The sequence below is a fragment of the Bradyrhizobium sp. HKCCYLR20261 genome, from assembly GCF_051168435.1.
In the GTDB taxonomy this organism is placed as follows: domain Bacteria; phylum Pseudomonadota; class Alphaproteobacteria; order Rhizobiales; family Xanthobacteraceae; genus Bradyrhizobium.
This window is the reverse complement of the sequence record NZ_JBNPUZ010000003.1, coordinates 445,754-462,587: the sequence shown is the minus strand read 5'-3', so window position 1 is coordinate 462,587 and position 16,834 is coordinate 445,754. Positions and strand designations below refer to the sequence as shown.

Here is a 16,834-nt window from a genome sequence, read left to right as displayed (position 1 = left end):
GTCAGAAACCTCCGACGGACTGAGACGAGCTCAGGAATGCTCTCGCACCGTCGCTCATCGCGAGGTCGGGCACGGGTTGGCGCAGATAGGTCGCGAGGTCGCGCGACACGCGCTCGATCGGATGCGGGCGAACGAACGACGAAAGGCCGACGCCACGCTGCACGGTCTCCATGACGTCGAGCGCGCAGCGCTCGGTGACCATTCGCGTGAGATTGGCGAAGCCCACGACCTGTTCGCCAGGCATCTCATCCGAGGCGAGCCGCTGCGCGGCGTCCTCGACGAAATAGCGCGCGGTCTTGGCGGCTGCCATCGCCTGCGCGAGGCGCTGCAGCTGATACGGATCTTCGCCGCGTTTCGTCGTCAGGAGATGGGTCTTGAACAGATCGACGAGACGTTCGGTCGCGCCGCAATGGGCTGCGCAGAACCGCCATGCGCCGCCCGAGAAGAACGGCTGGCGCATGAAGTCGCCGGGCTCGCCGATCATGTTCTCTGACGTCACGACAGTCCCGGAGAAATCGATCGCGCCGGTGGCCGTCGACCGCATGCCCTGCGCCTGCCAGCCCGACAGATCGATCGGCTCGTCCATGGTCAGGCGCAACAGGCAGAGAACCTGACCGTCCGGCGCCGTCGCGGTCACGAGGGGATCGGTAACGAAGCCCGCGCCGGACGACAGGACCTTCCGGCCCTGCAAGGTGCCGCCACCTTCGCCGGCGACGTGCAGACCCCTGGCATCATTGGCGCCCCACACGGCCGAGAGGCCACCGGCGGCGATGCGCGCGGCCAGCGCGCGCAGCTGATCCCGCTCGCCGTAGCGAGTGACCAGGGACACCGCATTGACGTGACCTTCGAACAGCCGGGCGATCGACAGATCCGCAGATCCGAGCAGGCGCAGGACCGTGCACAGCTCGCCGCTGCGCTCGGGCCCGCAGAGGTCGTCGCCGCCGAGATCCCGGGGGAAGGGCGACATCGCGAGGCCGGACCGGCGAAACGCCGTCCACAGGTGATCACCGATGAAGGCGTGCTCGTCCGTCTCGGCGGCGGCATCGAACATCAGGCCAGCGAACCGCTGCGCGCGATCGAGCAGAGTTCGGTTATCGTGACGCGCTGGCTCGCTACGGGCTAGAATGGCTCGTTCTCCGGTGCATGGGGCTGACAGCAATGGGGTGAAGTCAGCGAACAGCCAATGGTTCCCGGCGCCGTAGGAACGTTGCCCTCGTCAGGTCATTGTCGATGAGTTCGCGAACTGATCGGGGCAGGGCATGGCGACCATTCGACTCGATCCGGACAACGTTCACGGTCACATCCGGTGGCTGAAATGGGTCGAGCAGGATCAGGTCATCGGCCGGATCATTCGTGATTTCAGCGGCCGCTGCGAGATCGCGCCGGAGGGGCCGCATTGGAGCCCGATGAAGAGTTTTGCCGGCTTTTCCTTCGATACCCCGGAACAGGCCCTCGCCGAAGTGCAGCTTTATTTTCGCGGCCGCTGAGGGCTGGACGTCTTGCGCCCTAGTCTCTGATCGATCAGCAAGGCCATCCGCTGCACACTGAGCGTAACGTCCAGTGCGTCGGCAGAGGATCAGCCGCCGGTGACGCTCATGTGCCGGCTGACGCTCGGGCGGTTGTGGCGGCGGTCGATGATGAAGTCGTGGCCCTTCGGCTTCAGGCCGATGGCGCGGTCGATCGCGTCGCTGAGCTGCTCGTCGCTGGCCGAGGCTCGCAACGGCTTGCGCAGATCGGAAGCATCCTCGTGGCCGAGGCAGGTGTGCAAGGTGCCGGTGCAGGTGACGCGCACGCGGTTGCAGCTCTCGCAGAAATTATGCGTCATCGGAGTGATGAAGCCGATCGTGCCGCCGGTCTCGGCGACGCGGACGTAGCGAGCGGGGCCGCCGGTGGTCTCGTCGAGATCGGTCATCGTGTATTTCTGCGCCAGACGGCTGCGCAGCAGCGACAGCGGCAGATACTGGTCGATGCGGCCTTCGCCGATCTCGCCCATCGGCATCACCTCGATGAGCGTTAGCGCCATGCCCTTGCCATGCGCCCAGTCGATCAGCGACGGGATCTCGTCCTCGTTCATGTTCTTGAGCGCGACCGCGTTGATCTTCACCGCGATGCCGGCGGCCTGCGCCGCGTCGATGCCGGCGAGCACGCGATCCAGATCGCCCCAGCGGGTGATGGTGCGGAACTTGTCGGCGTCGAGCGTGTCGAGCGAGACGTTGATGCGGCGGACGCCGCAATCGGCGAGCTCGGAGGCATATTTCGCGAGTTGCGTCGCATTGGTCGTCATCGTCAGCTCATTGAGCGCGCCGCTCTTCAGGTGCCGCGACAGCGAGCGCACCAGGCCCATGACGTTGCGGCGGACCAGCGGCTCGCCGCCGGTGAGCCGGAGCTTCTTCACGCCCTTGTGGATGAAGGCCGAGCACAGCCGGTCGAGCTCCTCCAGGGTCAGCAGGTCGGCCTTGGGCAGGAACGTCATGTCCTCCGCCATGCAATAGAAGCAGCGGAGGTCGCAGCGGTCGGTCACCGAGACGCGCAGATAGCTGATGCGACGGCCGAACGGGTCGGTCATCGGGCGCGTCAGGGCTGTTTCACTCAACGTCTCAGCGGTCATGGAAGGCCTTGTCACGACGGTCATGGCGGCGGTGCCATGAGCGGCTGCGCCAGACAGTGGCCGCGCGAGACGCGGCCGGCTGCCGGTTCAAAGCAATCTAATCACGATCGGCGCGGCTCACAATCGCCGAGCACTCATACCGAGGAATGGTGACCTGACGAGGCGCCGATGCTGCATCGCAGCTTCGCTGCTGCGAGAGGCGATGGCCGTTGCGATCCGATTATTGCCGCGGCGGTGGGGCCGGGAAGGCGGAACCGGTGGTCGCGGGCGCCGGCGCGGCGGCAGAAGCGGCCGATTTCTGCGGCTTCGGCTTTTTCGGGCGCATGTGCTTCACCGCCTTCGGCGGCGCGCCCGGCATCGGCTGCAGCTCGGCGACCACAGGGCTCGGGTCCATCACGACCGGGGGCGAGCTGTTGAAATCGCCGGAGTTGCGGATGACCTGCACCGGAACGGTCGCCGGCTGATACTTGTCCATCGTGAAGGTGACGCTGAAGCCGGCGTCCGGCGCGGGCACCGACACGGTGCAGGGCGTCCGGCAGCCCGGTCCGAGCGAGGTCTTGGCGTCGGCGCCCGGCGGCACCGATTCGAGCTGCACGGGCACCTCCGGCGCCGACATCTTGAAGCTGTCCATGGAGAAGGACGAGCAGCCGGCCAGACCGGCTCCCGTAAGCGCAATCGCGATGACCCGCCGAATCATGATGTCCGCCCCACAACCCCTGCGGCCATCGGCCGCAATCCCAGCGCGACCATAGGAGTGTCAGGACAGCGGCGCAACTGCGGTCAACCCCATTCTCAACAGAACCTTCGGGTTTCGTTCGTTGAGGATTCAGGCGATCGGGCAGGGGGTTAGGCCGCAATCCCGCGAGTGGATCACAGCGCTGTCAGGCATTCTTGAGGGCGGGGCCGAGCGCCAGCACCGCGGCCGGCAGCTCGCGCATGTGATCGATCAGGTGGTCCGGATTGAGCTCCGCGATCGGCACGTCGGTATAGCCGAAGGTGCAGCCGATGACGGGAACGCCGGCGCGGCGGGCGGCGCCGACATCGGTGCCGGCATCGCCAACCATGATCGCGGCTCCGATCTCGCCGCCGGCCTGCGCGATGGTCTGGCGCAGGATCGCCGGATCCGGCTTGGCCACGCCGAAGGTGTCGGCGCCACAGATCGCGGCAAAGCGCGAGGACAGGCCGAGCTGGTCGAGCAGCCGCTTCGACAGCCATTCCAGCTTGTTGGTGCACACCGCGAACTGGCAGCCGCGTCCGGCGAGCTCGTCGAGCGCCGCCTCCAGCCCCTCGAAGGGGCGCGATTCGACCGCGATGTTCTCGGCGTAGAAATCGATGAAATCGACCGTGAGCTGCTCCATCTCGGCCGGGCTGGCAAAGCGGCCTTCCGCCTCCAGCCCGCGCTCAAGCAGCTTGCGGGCGCCATGCCCGATCATCTTGCGCGCCGAGGCCAGCGGCAGTGGCCGCAGCCCCTCGCGCTTGAGGATGTGGTTGAGCGCGTTGATGAGATCCGGCGCCGTGTCGACCAGGGTGCCGTCGAGATCGAAGACGATGGTGCTGGAGATGGCCATCGGTATTGGCTACCGGCAGGCCCGCGCCCCCGCAAGGGGCTCGCCACGGCTTTTTGTCCGATTTCGTGACCGGTCAGAGCTAGGCCCCGCGTCAAAACACCGCTAGATATGCGCCGGTTTTCGGCCCCTAGGGGCCTGGGGGTGAGGACGGTTCCTTGGTCGACATGGAAGCATTGAAGCGGCAGGCGGCGGCGCGGGCGCTGGAAGAGGTCGAGAGCGGGATGAAGCTCGGCCTCGGCACCGGCTCGACGGCCAAGCATTTCGTCGATCTGCTGGCTGAGAAGGTCCGCGCCGGCCTCAAGGTCGTGGGCGTGCCGACCTCGGAGGCGACACGGGCGCAGGCGCAGGCCTGCGGTGTGCCGCTGACCACGCTCGACGAGATCGACCATCTCGACCTCACCATCGACGGTGCCGACGAGATCAACCCGGCGCTCGACCTGATCAAGGGCGGCGGCGGCGCGCTGCTGCGCGAGAAGATCGTCGCCAGCGCCTCGGATCGCATGATCGTGATCGCCGACGAGAGCAAATGGGTCGGAAAGCTCGGCCGCTTTCCGCTGCCGATCGAGGTGATCCCGTTCGGGCTCGCCGCGACGCAGCGCGAGATCGGCAAGGCGTTCGCCAAGGCCGGTGTCTCCGGAGCGATGGGCTTGCGTAAGTCCGCAGATGGCCACGTTTTCGTCACCGATGGCGGCCACTGGATTGTCGATGTCCGCCTTGGGGAGATCGAGGATCCCCCGCGCCTGGCGGGTCTTTTGAGCGCAATTCCGGGAGTGGTCGAGCACGGGCTGTTCATTGGCCTCGGCAGCACGGCGATCCTGGCAGGCGCACAGGGTATTCGCGTTATCCAGCGGCCTTGAGCGCAGCACGATCTGCGCTTTGGGCCGCAATCTCACAGGAGACTTGGAATGAAGAGCGTGTTCAGAATCTTGCCGGCCGCCGGAATCGTGCTGGCCCTGGCTTCGGCGAGCCCCGCTGCCGCGCAGGGCCAGGCGCCGGCGCTGAAGCCGGCCTCGCCCGCCTGCATGGCCGGTGCGCGCGAGATTCTGTCGATGAAGAACGCGGCTGCGATGTACGCCAATGCCGTCCCGGGCATCGTGCAGCAGACCAAGCAGGCGCTGCTGCAGTCCAACCTCAACTACCAGAAGGACCTCGACGAGGTCGCCGTCTCCGTCGCGCAGACCTATGCCGGCAAGGAGAAGGAGATCGGCGAGAAGATGGCGCAGATCTACTGCAACGAGTTCTCCGACCAGGAGATCGCCAACCTCGTCACTTTCTACAAGTCTGCCATCGGCCAGAAGCTGCTTGCGGCCGAGCCGAAGGCGATCCAGATGAGCATGCAGGCGATGAACGGGTGGGCGGCGGAGTTCTCCGACACGGTCACCGCGCAGTTCCGCGCCGAGATGCGCAAGCGCAACAAGCCGATCTGAGGCGGGTTGCAAGGACAGGTCGGGGGAGAGATGGCTGAATTCGACGTCGACCTGTTCGTGATCGGTGGCGGCTCGGGGGGCGTGCGCGCCGCCCGCATCGCGGCGGGCTATGGCGCCCGCGTGATGGTCGCCGAGGAATACCGCATGGGCGGCACCTGCGTGATCCGCGGCTGCGTGCCCAAGAAGTTGTTCGTCATCGGCTCGCATGTCCGCCAGGAGATCGCTGATGCCGAAGGCTTCGGCTGGACGATCCCGACCGCGACGTTCGACTGGAAGACGCTGATCGCCAACAAGGACAAGGAGATCGCGCGTCTGGAGGCGGCCTACGCCACCAACGTCGAGAAGTCCGGCGCCAGGATCGTCAAAACCCGCGCCGTGCTGGAGGACGCCCATACCGTGCGCCTCGGCACAGGCGAGAAGGTCACCGCCAAATACATCCTGATCGCGACCGGCGGCGCGCCCAATCACGGCACCCCGATTCCCGGCATCGAGCACGTCATCTCCTCCAACGAGGCGTTTCACCTGGAGGAGCTGCCGCGCCGCATCGTGATCCAGGGCGGCGGCTATATCGCGCTGGAATTTGCCTGCATCTTCGCCAATTTCGGCTCCGACGTCACCGTCGTCTATCGCGGCGACAACATCCTGCGCGGCTTCGACGAGGACGTGCGCAAGCACGTCCGCTCGGAGATGGAGAAGGAAGGCATCACCATCCTGACCGGCTGCACGATCAAGAGTGTCGACAAGCACGGCAAAGACTACACGACCCATCTGTCGAACGGCTCCAGCATCGCCTCCGACAAGGTGATGTTCGCGATCGGCCGTCATCCGGCGGTCGCCAATCTCGGCCTGGAGAAGGCCGGCGTCGCCATCAATCCGCGCAATGGCGGCATCGCGGTCGACGCGTTCTCGCAGAGCTCGGTGCCGAGCATCTACGCCGTCGGCGACGTCACCCATCGCTTCAACCTGACGCCGGTCGCGATCCGCGAGGGTCATGCCTTTGCCGACAACGTGTTCGGCGGCAAGAGCGTGCGCGTCGATCACGCCGACATTCCGACCGCCGTGTTCTGCCAGCCCGAGGTCGGCACGGTGGGTCTCACCGAGACCCAGGCGCGCGAGATGTACGATCGCGTCGACATCTACAAGACCACGTTCCGCCCGATCAAGGCGACTATGTCCGGCCGCGACACCCGCGTGCTGATGAAGCTCGTGGTCGACGGCACCAGCGACCGCGTGCTCGGCTGCCATATCGTCGGCGACATGGCCGCCGAGATCACCCAGGCCGTCGCCATTGCCATCAAGATGAAGGCCACCAAGGCCGATTTCGACGCCACCGTCGCGCTGCATCCGTCTGCGGCGGAGGAACTGGTGACGATGCGCACGGTGACCGAGCGCCACGTCCGGCAGGCGGCGGAGTAGGGCGCTGCGCCTTTCCGCTTCGTCCGGCCGCGTATAGACTTCCGCCGTCAAGCAAGGACGGGGAGAGTCGATGCGGCGATGGATGATGCTGGCGCTGGCCGGATGGAGCCTGCTCGGCTTTTTCAGCCCGGCGCTCGCCGATGCCCGCATCGCGCTCGTCATCGGCAACTCGGCCTATCGCAGCGTCAGCCGCCTCGAGAATCCCAAGCATGATGCGGCGCTGATGGCCGAGACTCTTCAGGGCCTTGGTTTCACGTTGGTCGGCGGCAGTGCGCGGCTCGATCTCGACGAGGCCACGATGCGCCGCGCGGTACAGGAGTTCGGCGCCAAGGCGCGCGGCGCCGACGTCGCGCTGGTCTATTATGCCGGCCACGGCGTGCAGGTGCGCGGCGCCAACTATCTGGTGCCGGTCGACGCCAACCCGGCGCGCGAGGCCGATGTCGATTTCCAGATGCTCGACGTCAACGTCGTGTTGCGCCAGATGGAGAGCGCTGGCACCAAGCTGAACCTCGTGATCCTCGACGCCTGCCGCAACAATCCGTTCGGCGGCCGCGGCTTGCGCGACGGCGGCAGCGGCCTGGCGCAGATGCGCGCGCCGGAGGGCACGCTGATCTCGTTCGCGACCCAGCCCGGCAACGTCGCGCTCGACGGCCGCGACGGCAACAGCCCGTTCACGAAGGCGCTCGCCGACACGATCAAGCGGCCTGGCCTCGACATCTTCAAGACCTTCAACCAGGTCGGCCTGGAGGTGAAGCGCGCCACCGGCGGCACCCAGCAGCCCTGGGTGTCGAGCTCGCCGGTCGACGGCGACTTCTTCTTCGCCGGCCAGCCGGTCGCGCCCGCTTCGACAGCGCCGCTGGCCTCCGCGGCATCCCCCGATCCCGCCGAGCGCGCCTGGGCGGTGACGCAGAACACCACCAGCATCGCGGTGCTCGAGGATTTCGTGCGGCAGTTCGGCGGCACGCCCTATGGCTCGATGGCGCGGGCGCGGATCGAGGAGCTGAAGACAAGTCAGACCGCGGCACGTCCGGCTGAAACGCCGATCGAGCGTGCGCAGGCGATCCTTCCCAACCCGCATCTCGTGCCGCGCACGGTCAAGCGCAACGTCTCGCAGGGCTATCTCAACCTGCGCCGGGAGCCCGGGCAGAAGTCGGAGATCCTCACCCGCATCCCCGCCGGCGAGACCGCGATGGTCGGCGGCTGCGTGATGCCCGGCGACGGTGTCAGCCGGTTCGCGTCATGCCGCGCAGTGTGGAACGGCGTCGTCGGCTGGGTGTCGTCGAACGGGCTGGAGTAGGCGGCCTCGCGCGCTCAGAGTGTAGAATGCAGGTAGGGACCGTCCACCAACCCGCCGTCATTGCGAGCGCAGCGAAGCAATCCAGAGTCCTTGGCTTGGCCCCGGATTGCTTCGCTGCGCTCGCAATGACGAAGAAGTCTGGAGCTCGAGCGTCACCTCAACTCACATGCTGTGCGCTGCGCCGTCTTGCGAGGTACGGCAACGCGAACATGTAGAGCCCCGTGGCGAGCAGCACGATCAGCGGGAGCAACGCCAGCAGACCGACCCACGCGGCGGGCTGCTGCGTCTGCGTCATCGCCGCGATGTTGATGATGACACCGACCGTGAAGGCGATCGAGACCCATCGGTGGACTTGTCGGATCGTATTGGACCAGTTCATTGGCTCCTCCCCATTGTGACAATGCCGATGAAAGTGCGGAAATCTCTCCGCCGTCATTCCGGGGCGTGCGAAGCACGAGCCGGAATCCATTGCGCGGCAGTTCTCGCGGCCCGATGGATTCCGGGCTCGCCGCGCTTTGCGCGCCGCCCCGGAATGACAACCGAGCGTAGCAGAGGCCCAGCTCAGTCGAGCCGCGCCAACGTCTGCTCCAATCCGTCGAAGAATTTCGGCCAGCCGTAGCGTGCGCCCTGATAGGCGCGGGTCTGGTCGGCGGCGAAGCCGGTCTGCTCCATGCGCAGATGGGTTCCTGTCGCGGTCGGCGTCAGCGTCCAGGTCACGACGCTGTCGAGGCCGAGTGCGGCCCAGCTGTAGGACAGCGTCCTGTTCGGCTCGATCGTCAGCACCTGGCAGTCGACGACGCCCCAGTCCGCCTTCAGCTTGAAGCGATGGTCGACCGACGGCAGGAAGTCATTGGCCATCAGCCACTCCGCGATCAGATGCGGCTGCGTCAGCGCGCGCCAGAGCTTTTCCGGCGGATGCGCGAACTCGCGTTCGACGACGACGGTGCGGGTCTCCGGCGCAATGTCTGTCATTGGTCCATCCTGTTGAGCAGATTGTCGAGGTCGTCGAAGCGACTCTCCCAGAATGCGGCCATGCGGCTGGTCCAGTCGAGCAGGGGTGCGAGCGCCTTCGGCTGGGCGCGATAATGCGTCAGGCGGCCTTCGTGACGCTCGCGTACCAGGCCTGCCTGCTTGAGCAGGCCGAGATGCTTTGACACCGCCGGCTGCGACACGCCGGCCTTGGCGGTCAGCGCGCCGACGGTCTGCTCGCCGTGGCGGCACAGCCCCTCGAAGATCGCGCGCCGGGTCGGATCGGCAAGCGTGCGGAACAGCAGGTCGGGAGAGCGGGGCATTCAATCCATAACTCGATGGTTATGGGTATATCCATAACCTCATGGTTATGAATTGGCAAGGGCAGCGCTGCCGATCCGGCGCCAGCGCGATGATCAGCCCCTCGGCGCTGTGCGTGATCCGGACGGCGGCGCCGTCCGGATCACCTGTCGTGGACCGCGGATCAGGGCGTCAACGTCCATTGCTGCGAGCGGGCGGCCGAGGCGGTCGCGGTCAGCAGCTGATTGCCGAGGGAGGTGCCGTTCTGGCTCATCACTTCGACCGGATAGCTGCGCAGCGCGATCGTGCCGGCCGCAGCGTCATAGCGGAAGCGCTGGTTGTTGTTGCCGGTGCAGGTCCAGATGATCAGCTGCGCGCCGTCGCCATAGGTGCCGTTGTTGTCCAGGCAGTAGTGCGGGTCCTGCATGCTGCGGATCATGCCGGTCGTCTCGTCGTAGCTCCAGGTCTGGTTGGCGGTGCCGGTGCAGTTCCACTGGATCACGGCCGTGCCGTCGGCCATGGTGCCGCCGCTGACATCCATGCACAGCGCCGACGTGCGGTTGACGATGCGGACCGGCTGGCGCGATGGTGCCGCGCTCGTGGAGACCGGCGCGTAGACGACGCCGAGCTTGTCGATGCCGTCGCCGGAGCGGCCGTGGAAGCCGGTGATCTGCCAGCCGCTCGGGGCGGTGTAGCTGGTGCAGCTCGACGTCGACGTGCCGCCCGACAGGGTACGGCCCGCGCTGGTGCCGAACGCGATCCGGAAGATGCGCGTGTGCCCCTGATACTGGTCGCTGCACAGATTGACCGAGGTGAGATATTCGCCGCCGCCGAGCGTCAGGCTCTGAGCCGTGCCGCCGCTGCCGCCATGGCTGTAGACAAAGCCGTTCGAAAGCGTCAGCTCGACGGCGTCGACCCGGTTGCCGGTGCGGATGGTCAGCTTGCTGACCACGGGATTGGCCGGCAGCGCGGAGACGTCGTTGTAGCTCGTGCCGTGCGGGCCGCCGAACTGGTCGCTGAGCTTGCGGTTCGATGCGGTGGCCCAGCTCCAGTCGACCTCGACGGGGTGGTGATCGGAGAGCTGCGCGCCGTTCGAGTCCAGCGCATCCTGGCGGTCGACATAGCCAGACGCCTGCAGGTTCAAAAAGCCGTTATTGCGCCACAGCACCTTGTCGACGATCTCGCAGTCCGGCCGGGCCGTCTGCGTATCGCCGCAGACCAGCGGATCGCCGATCGGCGGCACGCTGCCGCCGCGCACGGTCTCGACCCAGGCGTCGCTGAAACCGTGATGCAGGAACTCCCACATGTTCTGGCCGGCGCGCGTGTAGCGCGTGTTGGTGTCGCCCATCACCATGACGGCATTGCCGGCGGAATTCGCCTCGATATAGCTCAGGATCTGCGCCACGTCGGACTCGCTATAGGCGAGATCGGTGGAGGACGTGCCGGACTGGGCGTGCAGGTTGTAGAAGTCGAGATAGACGCCCTCGGCCAGCCGCGTGCGGACCAGCGAGAAGCCCTTCGGGGTCAGCGCGTCGGAATCCGCGCGCTTGGTCCAGGTCACGCGGTCGAGATCATCGAACGAATAGGTGCTGAGCGTGTTGAGGCCGTCGCCGATTCCGGCCGTGCCCGAGGTCGGCGTGCGATAGGGATGGTTGTCGCAGGTGTCGTAGAGCGCGGCGTGCCAGAGAAAATCCTCCTGCACGTTGACGATGCCGAACTGGCGCAGATAGCAGCTGATCACGCGCGAATGCGCGTCGCTGCCGCCGTTGTAGGCGGTCGGCGTTTCCGCGACGTTATAGGTCAGGGTGTTGAAGGTGCCGCTGTCCGCATGCAGCGGGCCGGCCAGCAGAGCGGCGCAGCCGGCTGCGATCGCGCCGGCGATGTGGTGAAGTCTCATTGTCGATCCCCTCGATCGTGTCCGAAAGCGGCGGCGCGATAGCATCTGCCGCGTGTCGCCGTGATGACGGATCGATGGATGTTCTGCGTGGCACGTGTCGTGCGGACGCGTGCCAGCCCAGGTTGTCACGGCCCCGCATCGAAGATCGACGTCACGCAGCGTGCGGCGGCGGCCATTCGTCCGCGTGAGCGCGATCACGGGCGTGACCCGCACTTGCGTCGTACACGGAACGAGGCAGCGGAGGCTGGCCGAGGCGTCGGGCGGCGCTCCTATTGAATGCCGCGCCATACTCCTATCGGGGGACGCTGAGGGGACGCTGGGCTGCTAGCAATCCGATACCTTGCTGGAGACACCGGACATGCATGCCCATCAGGTTCCGCCGCGGCTCGCGCCCATCACATCGCAGCCAGTCACGTCGAAGCCATTCACCTCGAAGCCATTTGTTTCGAAGGAATGCCTCGGCGCCGTCGTTCTCGCATTCTTCCTGATCCTGCACATCGTCGCGATCGCGATTCTGCGAAAGGCGGACACGCCCGACCGCGTGGAGGCAAGTCCGGTTACGACGGTCCAGACCACTGATTGACGATCACTCATTTCCATTTTCATCAGCCGGAGAATTGTCATGCCCGGGCTCGGATCATTCTTGCTGCTCAGCGCCGCCGTTTTCTTCGGCGCCTTCGTGTCCGGTCTTGCAGGGTTCGCATTTTCAGCGGTCGCCGGCGCCATCCTCCTGCACATGCTGCAGCCCCTGGAAGCCGTGCCGCTGATGATGGCGTGCAGCGTCGGCGTGCAGGCAACGAACCTCTGGGCGCTGCGCGCCAGCATCCGCTGGAAGGAGAGCGTCGTCCTGATCATCGGCGGGCTGCTCGGCGTGCCCCTGGCGCTGTGGCTGCTGCACAATGCAGAGACACGTGTGTTCCAGCAGATCTTCGGCCTCACCATCGCGATCTACGCCGGCACCATGCTGTGCAAGCCGGCGCTGGGCAGTCTTCAGCCGATGAGCCGAAGCCGCACCGCCATCATCGGCTTCGGTGGCGGCCTGATCGGCGGCCTCACAGCGATGCCCGGCGCCTTGCCGACGATCTGGTGCGAGATGCATGGCCTGCCGAAGACCGAACAGCGCGGCCTCGTTCAGCCCTTCATCGCCGTCATGCAGATCGCCTCGCTCACGATGATGCTGGCGCGTCAGGACCTGTCGTCCAAGGTGGTCATCGACCTCGCCCTGAGCATCCCGGCGCTGCTCGCGGGAACGGCCCTCGGCGTGTTCGCCTTCCGCAAGGTCAACGATGCGCTGTTCAGGAAGATCATTTTGGGGATTCTGCTGCTGTCGGGGCTGCTGCTGGTGGTCTGATTGATGCCCGGAGAGGTGACCAGCGCGCGACCGCGGCCAAATTGATCGCAGGGCTCAATGTTCGGATATTCAAAAATATCACTTTACGAATATCGGAATCTGTGCTCTACTGCATGCATCCCGCCTCACTCGGAAGGGGCGTTGCGCGCGATCGTCACGACACGCGAGGCGGGGAGCGATGGCCGCGTTTGAGCCGCAGCGTGTCCGAGAGGGTGCGCGGACGAACGGCTCGGCGCGGACGTGAAGTCGCAGCGTGCTGGCACCCCGATGCTGGTGCTACGTTCGTGACGGCGCTTGCGCGCCGCGCGGGCAATGGTGGCCAACAAGCCCGGCGCACCAGGCAGACTGCGTATAAGCGTTAAGACCGTCGCGCAGGGAATGCCGGAATGATCGGCTGAACCTGTGGTACCTGCCGCCTGCACTTTTTTCCGCAGGCGGGCCATGGGCGAGGCCATCGTCCGGCATTCCCTGCGCCCTCCGATGTTGGAGGGTGAGCCGCTCCATGAGACCTCGGGCATTCGTGTCGCGGGATCGAGAACGCGCGTCGGCCGATCCCGTCTTTTGCGTCACACTCCGCTGTCGTCCCAGACCAGCCGCTGGTTGGCGCAAGTCCATCCTCGTGTCACGACATGGGACGGTGGCTATGGATCCCGGCGTTCGCCGGGATGACGGCGGTGGGTGTGGAGGCGCCGAGCGCAGCAACCGAAGGCAGAGCAGGGAGCTCGATCTGGAGTCTCAAGCCAGGCCTGAAATCCCTCGCAGCCGCAACGGCTTGGTCGGACAACCTAAATTCCGGATGGCAGTTGCCGGGCAGGCTGTGTATAAGGCGCGCGCCGCGGCGGGGGAACAGGCGTGCGGTTGCCGAGAGGGAGTAGAGAGCCATGACGGAGCGCTGGAGCCCGGAGAGCTGGCGGTCCAAGCCGGTGCAGCAGGTGCCTGATTATCCCGACCAGAAGGCGCTGGCCGAGGTCGAGGCGCAGCTGTCGACCTTCCCGCCGCTGGTGTTCGCCGGCGAGGCGCGCAACCTGAAGAAATCGCTGGCGCGGGTCGCGGCCGGCGAGGCGTTCCTGCTGCAGGGCGGCGACTGCGCCGAGAGCTTCGCCGAGCATGGCGCCAACAACATCCGCGACTTCTTCCGCGTGCTGCTGCAGATGGCCGTGGTCATGACCTATGCCGGCGCGGTGCCGGTGGTGAAGGTCGGCCGCATCGCCGGCCAGTTCGCCAAGCCGCGCTCGTCGCCGACCGAGAAGGTCAACGGCGTGGAGCTGCCGAGCTATCGCGGCGACATCGTCAACGACACCGCCTTCACGCCCGAGGCGCGCATCCCCAACCCGCAGCGCCAGCTCGACGCCTACCGGCAGTCGGCGGCGACGTTGAACCTGTTGCGCGCGTTTGCCACCGGCGGCTTCGCCAATCTCGGCAGCGTGCACCAGTGGATGCTCGGCTTCGTCAAGGATAGCCCGCAGTCGCGGCGCTACAAGGAGCTGGCCGACCGCATCTCGGAGGCGCTCAACTTCATGCGCGCCTGCGGCCTCGATCTCGAGAGCCATCCCGAGCTGCGCGCCACCGACTTCTACACCAGCCACGAGGCGCTGCTGCTCGGCTACGAGCAGGCCTTCACCCGCGTCGATTCGACGACGGGCGACTGGTACGCCACGTCAGGCCATTTCATCTGGATCGGCGACCGCACCCGCCAGCTCGAACATGGCCATGTCGAATATTTCCGCGGCATCAAGAACCCGATCGGCCTGAAATGCGGGCCGTCGCTGAAGCCGGACGAGCTGATCAAGTTGATCGACATCCTCAATCCCGACAACGAGCCGGGACGGCTGACACTGATCAACCGCTTCGGCGCCGACAAGGTCGGCGATCACCTGCCGGGTCTGATCCGCGCGGTGCTGCGGGAAGGGCGCAAGGTGGTGTGGTCGTGCGATCCGATGCACGGCAACACCATCACCTCGAATTCGGGCTACAAGACCCGGCCGTTCGACCGCATCATCTCGGAAGTGCGGGCGTTCTTCGCGGTGCATGCGGCCGAGGGCACCCATGCCGGCGGCATCCATCTGGAGATGACCGGCAAGGACGTTACCGAATGCATCGGCGGCGCGCGCGCGATCTCGGACGAGGATCTCAACGACCGCTATCACACGGTGTGCGATCCCCGGCTGAACGCCGAGCAGTCGATCGACATGGCGTTCCTGATCGCCGAGCTGCTGAAGCAGCAGCGCGGCGGGAAATCCACCCCGATGCCGGCGGTCGCGGGCTTCTGATGCTGCGCTTCTGGCGCGCGACGCTCAACTCGCGCAATGGCCTCGCCTTCGCGCTCCGCTCCGAGCAGGCGGTGCGCGAGGAGGTGATCGCGCTGATCCTGTCGCTGCCGCTCGCCTATGTGATCGGCGCGACGCCGATGCGCAGCGTCGAACTGGTCTGCGCCGTGCTGCTGGTGCTCGTGGTCGAGCTCTTGAACACCGCGATCGAGAAGCTCGCCGACCGCCTCACCACCGACCATGATCCGAAGATCGGCCAGGTCAAGGATCTCGGCTCGGCTGCGGTCGGCGTCGCGCTGCTGATGTCCGGCGGCTTCTGGCTGTTCGCGATCGCCGAGCGGCTCGGATGGTTGTGAACGGGGTGAGCGATGGCCGCTGATATCTTCCGGATCACGCTGGCCCAGCTCAATCCCACGGTGGGGGACATCGCGGGTAACGTCGCGAAGGCCCGGGAGGCGCGAGCGAGGGCGGCGGCGGATGGCGCCGATCTCGTGGTGCTGCCTGAGCTGTTCATTGCGGGTGGTCTCACACGAGACGCGATGCCGAGTGTGCGGGCCGACAGCCGCGCCGCGATCGAGACGCTGGCGCGCGAGACCGCCGATGGCGGGCCGGCGGTGCTGATCGGCACGCCGTGGGACGAGAACGGCAAGCTCTCCAACGCCGTCGCACTGCTCGACGGCGGGCGCATCGCCGCGACGCGCTTCAAGACCAACCTGCCGGGTGATCAGCAGCGCCTGTTCACGCGCGGCCCCGCGGCCGGCCCGGTCAGCGTGCGCGGCATGCGCATCGGCGTCGCGATCGGCGAAGACATCTGGCCCGAGCAGACTGCAGACGAGAACGTCGTCGAGACGCTGGCCGAGACCGGCGCCGAACTGATCGTGGTCGCGGCCGCCGCGCGTTACATCCGCGGCGATGGCGACCGTCGGCTGTCGGCGGCCGTAGCGCGCGTCACCGAAAGCGACCTGCCGCTGCTCTGGCTCAATCAGACCGGCGGTCACGACGGCGAGGTGTTCGACGGCGCATCCTTTGCGCTCAACGCCGATCTCTCGATCGCGGCGCAGTTGCCGGGCTTCGTCGAGGATGTGACCACGCTGACATGGCACAGGGGAGATGACGGCTGGCAGTGCAGCGGGCCGATCGCCAAGCTGACCGAGGGCGACGAGGCGGACTACGCCGCTCACATGCTCCGCCTGCGCGACCGCGTCGGCAAGGCAGGCTTGAACGGCGTGGTATTCGGCCTGGCGGCAGGCATCGAGCCCGCGCTGTCACTGGGCCTGGCTGTCGATGCCCTCGGCGCCGACAAGGTTCGCGCCGTGCTGCTGTCCGGGCCGGACACGCGGCTGCCGGACGAGGCGATGGCATCCGCGGCACGGCTCGGCGTCCCCGCCGAGATCGTGCCGATTGCGGCGGCCATCGAGGGTGTCGAAAAGATCCTGCCCGGCCCGCTGCCGGACGACGCCCATCGTGATCTGCTGGCGCGGGTTCGCAGCACGTTGCTGACGGCGCTGGCGAATCATGCGGGCGCGCTTGCCGTTGATGCCAGCGGCGAGATCGCCGGCCGAGGCGGCATCGTCGCTGCGCTCGGCGGCATCACCCCGGCGCAGATGGTTCGTCTGGCCGCGCTGCGAAATCGCTGGACACCCGCGGATGCGCTAGGGCGATCAGGCGAGGTGATCTCGCCCGATCTCATCGCCCGCGCCGGGATGGAAGGATGATGCAGATGACCCGGCGAGA

The 16,834-nt window shown here is 66.6% G+C and carries 18 protein-coding genes; 9 read left to right on the top strand and 9 right to left on the bottom strand.

Going from position 1 to position 16,834, the window contains the following annotated elements:
- Position 1: 1 nt before the first annotated feature.
- Complete coding sequence (locus ACQR1L_RS09330) at positions 2-1,084, bottom strand: acyl-CoA dehydrogenase family protein (protein ID WP_434857810.1); 1,083 nt, start codon at positions 1,082-1,084, stop codon at positions 2-4.
- Between the two features lie 175 nt (positions 1,085-1,259).
- On the opposite strand from ACQR1L_RS09330, the gene ACQR1L_RS09325 reads away from it, so the two are divergent.
- Positions 1,260-1,487, top strand: coding sequence for a hypothetical protein (locus ACQR1L_RS09325; protein ID WP_434857654.1), 228 nt, complete (start codon positions 1,260-1,262; stop codon positions 1,485-1,487).
- An 89-nt stretch (positions 1,488-1,576) separates the two neighbouring features.
- Here ACQR1L_RS09325 and moaA read toward each other — a convergent pair whose 3' ends face one another.
- The 3 genes from moaA to ACQR1L_RS09310 all read right to left on the bottom strand — a co-directional run bounded on the left by moaA (position 1,577) and on the right by ACQR1L_RS09310 (position 4,176).
- Positions 1,577-2,608, bottom strand: coding sequence for a GTP 3',8-cyclase MoaA (moaA, locus tag ACQR1L_RS09320; RefSeq protein ID WP_434857653.1), 1,032 nt, complete (start codon positions 2,606-2,608; stop codon positions 1,577-1,579).
- Between the two features lie 220 nt (positions 2,609-2,828).
- Positions 2,829-3,224 carry a hypothetical protein gene (locus ACQR1L_RS09315; protein ID WP_434857809.1) on the bottom strand — a complete coding sequence of 132 codons (396 nt, stop codon included), beginning with the start codon at positions 3,222-3,224 and terminating at the stop codon, positions 2,829-2,831.
- A 265-nt stretch (positions 3,225-3,489) separates the two neighbouring features.
- Positions 3,490-4,176 (bottom strand): HAD family hydrolase, encoded by a 687-nt coding sequence (locus ACQR1L_RS09310; RefSeq protein WP_434857652.1) that lies wholly within the window; start codon positions 4,174-4,176, stop codon positions 3,490-3,492.
- Positions 4,177-4,340: 164 nt separating this feature from the next.
- Between ACQR1L_RS09310 and rpiA the strand changes: the two genes are divergently transcribed.
- The 4 genes from rpiA (at position 4,341) to ACQR1L_RS09290 (ending at position 8,316) form a co-directional block, all read left to right on the top strand.
- A complete protein-coding gene (gene rpiA, locus ACQR1L_RS09305) occupies positions 4,341-5,033 on the top strand; it encodes a ribose-5-phosphate isomerase RpiA (protein ID WP_434857808.1) in 693 nt (230 codons plus the stop codon).
- 48 nt (positions 5,034-5,081) lie between these two features.
- Positions 5,082-5,603 (top strand): DUF2059 domain-containing protein, encoded by a 522-nt coding sequence (locus ACQR1L_RS09300; protein WP_434857651.1) that lies wholly within the window; start codon positions 5,082-5,084, stop codon positions 5,601-5,603.
- Between the two features lie 30 nt (positions 5,604-5,633).
- Entirely contained in the window at positions 5,634-7,019 is a 1,386-nt protein-coding gene (gor, locus tag ACQR1L_RS09295) for a glutathione-disulfide reductase (RefSeq protein ID WP_434857650.1), read from the top strand.
- Positions 7,020-7,089: 70 nt separating this feature from the next.
- Positions 7,090-8,316, top strand: a complete 1,227-nt coding sequence (locus tag ACQR1L_RS09290) for a caspase family protein (protein ID WP_434857649.1) — start codon at positions 7,090-7,092, stop codon at positions 8,314-8,316.
- 157 nt (positions 8,317-8,473) lie between these two features.
- Here ACQR1L_RS09290 and ACQR1L_RS09285 read toward each other — a convergent pair whose 3' ends face one another.
- From ACQR1L_RS09285 to ACQR1L_RS09265, 5 genes are all read right to left on the bottom strand, one after another.
- A complete protein-coding gene (locus tag ACQR1L_RS09285; protein ID WP_434857648.1) occupies positions 8,474-8,695 on the bottom strand; it encodes a hypothetical protein in 222 nt (73 codons plus the stop codon).
- 182 nt (positions 8,696-8,877) lie between these two features.
- The gene (locus ACQR1L_RS09280) at positions 8,878-9,288 is read right to left on the bottom strand and encodes an SRPBCC family protein (protein ID WP_434857647.1); all 411 of its coding nucleotides are present in this window, start codon (positions 9,286-9,288) and stop codon (positions 8,878-8,880) included.
- Positions 9,285-9,608 carry an ArsR/SmtB family transcription factor gene (locus ACQR1L_RS09275; protein WP_434857646.1) on the bottom strand — a complete coding sequence of 108 codons (324 nt, stop codon included), beginning with the start codon at positions 9,606-9,608 and terminating at the stop codon, positions 9,285-9,287. Before ACQR1L_RS09275 ends, ACQR1L_RS09280 begins: the two co-directional genes overlap by 4 nt.
- A 161-nt stretch (positions 9,609-9,769) precedes the next feature.
- A complete protein-coding gene (locus ACQR1L_RS09270; RefSeq protein WP_434857645.1) occupies positions 9,770-11,482 on the bottom strand; it encodes a jacalin-like lectin in 1,713 nt (570 codons plus the stop codon).
- Positions 11,483-11,851: 369 nt separating this feature from the next.
- Complete coding sequence (locus ACQR1L_RS09265) at positions 11,852-12,106, bottom strand: hypothetical protein (protein WP_434857644.1); 255 nt, start codon at positions 12,104-12,106, stop codon at positions 11,852-11,854.
- On the opposite strand from ACQR1L_RS09265, the gene ACQR1L_RS09260 reads away from it, so the two are divergent.
- From ACQR1L_RS09260 to ACQR1L_RS09245, 4 genes are all read left to right on the top strand, one after another.
- Positions 12,105-12,833, top strand: coding sequence for a sulfite exporter TauE/SafE family protein (locus tag ACQR1L_RS09260; protein WP_434857643.1), 729 nt, complete (start codon positions 12,105-12,107; stop codon positions 12,831-12,833). The genes ACQR1L_RS09265 and ACQR1L_RS09260 overlap by 2 nt on opposite strands.
- An 881-nt stretch (positions 12,834-13,714) precedes the next feature.
- A complete protein-coding gene (locus ACQR1L_RS09255) occupies positions 13,715-15,103 on the top strand; it encodes a class II 3-deoxy-7-phosphoheptulonate synthase (protein WP_434857642.1) in 1,389 nt (462 codons plus the stop codon).
- Positions 15,103-15,456: a diacylglycerol kinase gene (locus ACQR1L_RS09250; RefSeq protein WP_434857641.1), complete on the top strand. Its 354-nt coding sequence runs from the start codon at positions 15,103-15,105 to the stop codon at positions 15,454-15,456. Before ACQR1L_RS09255 ends, ACQR1L_RS09250 begins: the two co-directional genes overlap by 1 nt.
- A gap of 12 nt (positions 15,457-15,468) precedes the next feature.
- The gene (locus tag ACQR1L_RS09245; RefSeq protein ID WP_434857640.1) at positions 15,469-16,815 is read left to right on the top strand and encodes a nitrilase-related carbon-nitrogen hydrolase; all 1,347 of its coding nucleotides are present in this window, start codon (positions 15,469-15,471) and stop codon (positions 16,813-16,815) included.
- Positions 16,816-16,834 lie beyond the last annotated feature (19 nt).

Excerpts from the sequence above, each read along its gene's own strand:
- rpiA (WP_434857808.1), top strand. The coding sequence starts at position 4,341 with ATGGAAGCATTGAAGCGGCAGGCGGCGGCGCGGGCGCTGGAAGAGGTC.
- ACQR1L_RS09290 (WP_434857649.1), top strand. The coding sequence starts at position 7,090 with ATGCGGCGATGGATGATGCTGGCGCTGGCCGGATGGAGCCTGCTCGGC.
- ACQR1L_RS09270 (WP_434857645.1), bottom strand. The coding sequence starts at position 11,482 with ATGAGACTTCACCACATCGCCGGCGCGATCGCAGCCGGCTGCGCCGCT.
- moaA (WP_434857653.1), bottom strand. The coding sequence starts at position 2,608 with ATGACCGCTGAGACGTTGAGTGAAACAGCCCTGACGCGCCCGATGACC.
- ACQR1L_RS09285 (WP_434857648.1), bottom strand. The coding sequence starts at position 8,695 with ATGAACTGGTCCAATACGATCCGACAAGTCCACCGATGGGTCTCGATC.
- ACQR1L_RS09245 (WP_434857640.1), top strand. The coding sequence starts at position 15,469 with ATGGCCGCTGATATCTTCCGGATCACGCTGGCCCAGCTCAATCCCACG.
- ACQR1L_RS09255 (WP_434857642.1), top strand. The coding sequence starts at position 13,715 with ATGACGGAGCGCTGGAGCCCGGAGAGCTGGCGGTCCAAGCCGGTGCAG.
- gor (WP_434857650.1), top strand. The coding sequence starts at position 5,634 with ATGGCTGAATTCGACGTCGACCTGTTCGTGATCGGTGGCGGCTCGGGG.
- ACQR1L_RS09280 (WP_434857647.1), bottom strand. The coding sequence starts at position 9,288 with ATGACAGACATTGCGCCGGAGACCCGCACCGTCGTCGTCGAACGCGAG.
- ACQR1L_RS09250 (WP_434857641.1), top strand. The coding sequence starts at position 15,103 with ATGCTGCGCTTCTGGCGCGCGACGCTCAACTCGCGCAATGGCCTCGCC.
- ACQR1L_RS09265 (WP_434857644.1), bottom strand. The coding sequence starts at position 12,106 with ATGACAATTCTCCGGCTGATGAAAATGGAAATGAGTGATCGTCAATCA.
- ACQR1L_RS09260 (WP_434857643.1), top strand. The coding sequence starts at position 12,105 with ATGCCCGGGCTCGGATCATTCTTGCTGCTCAGCGCCGCCGTTTTCTTC.
- ACQR1L_RS09310 (WP_434857652.1), bottom strand. The coding sequence starts at position 4,176 with ATGGCCATCTCCAGCACCATCGTCTTCGATCTCGACGGCACCCTGGTC.
- ACQR1L_RS09315 (WP_434857809.1), bottom strand. The coding sequence starts at position 3,224 with ATGTCGGCGCCGGAGGTGCCCGTGCAGCTCGAATCGGTGCCGCCGGGC.
- ACQR1L_RS09300 (WP_434857651.1), top strand. The coding sequence starts at position 5,082 with ATGAAGAGCGTGTTCAGAATCTTGCCGGCCGCCGGAATCGTGCTGGCC.
- ACQR1L_RS09325 (WP_434857654.1), top strand. The coding sequence starts at position 1,260 with ATGGCGACCATTCGACTCGATCCGGACAACGTTCACGGTCACATCCGG.
- ACQR1L_RS09275 (WP_434857646.1), bottom strand. The coding sequence starts at position 9,608 with ATGCCCCGCTCTCCCGACCTGCTGTTCCGCACGCTTGCCGATCCGACC.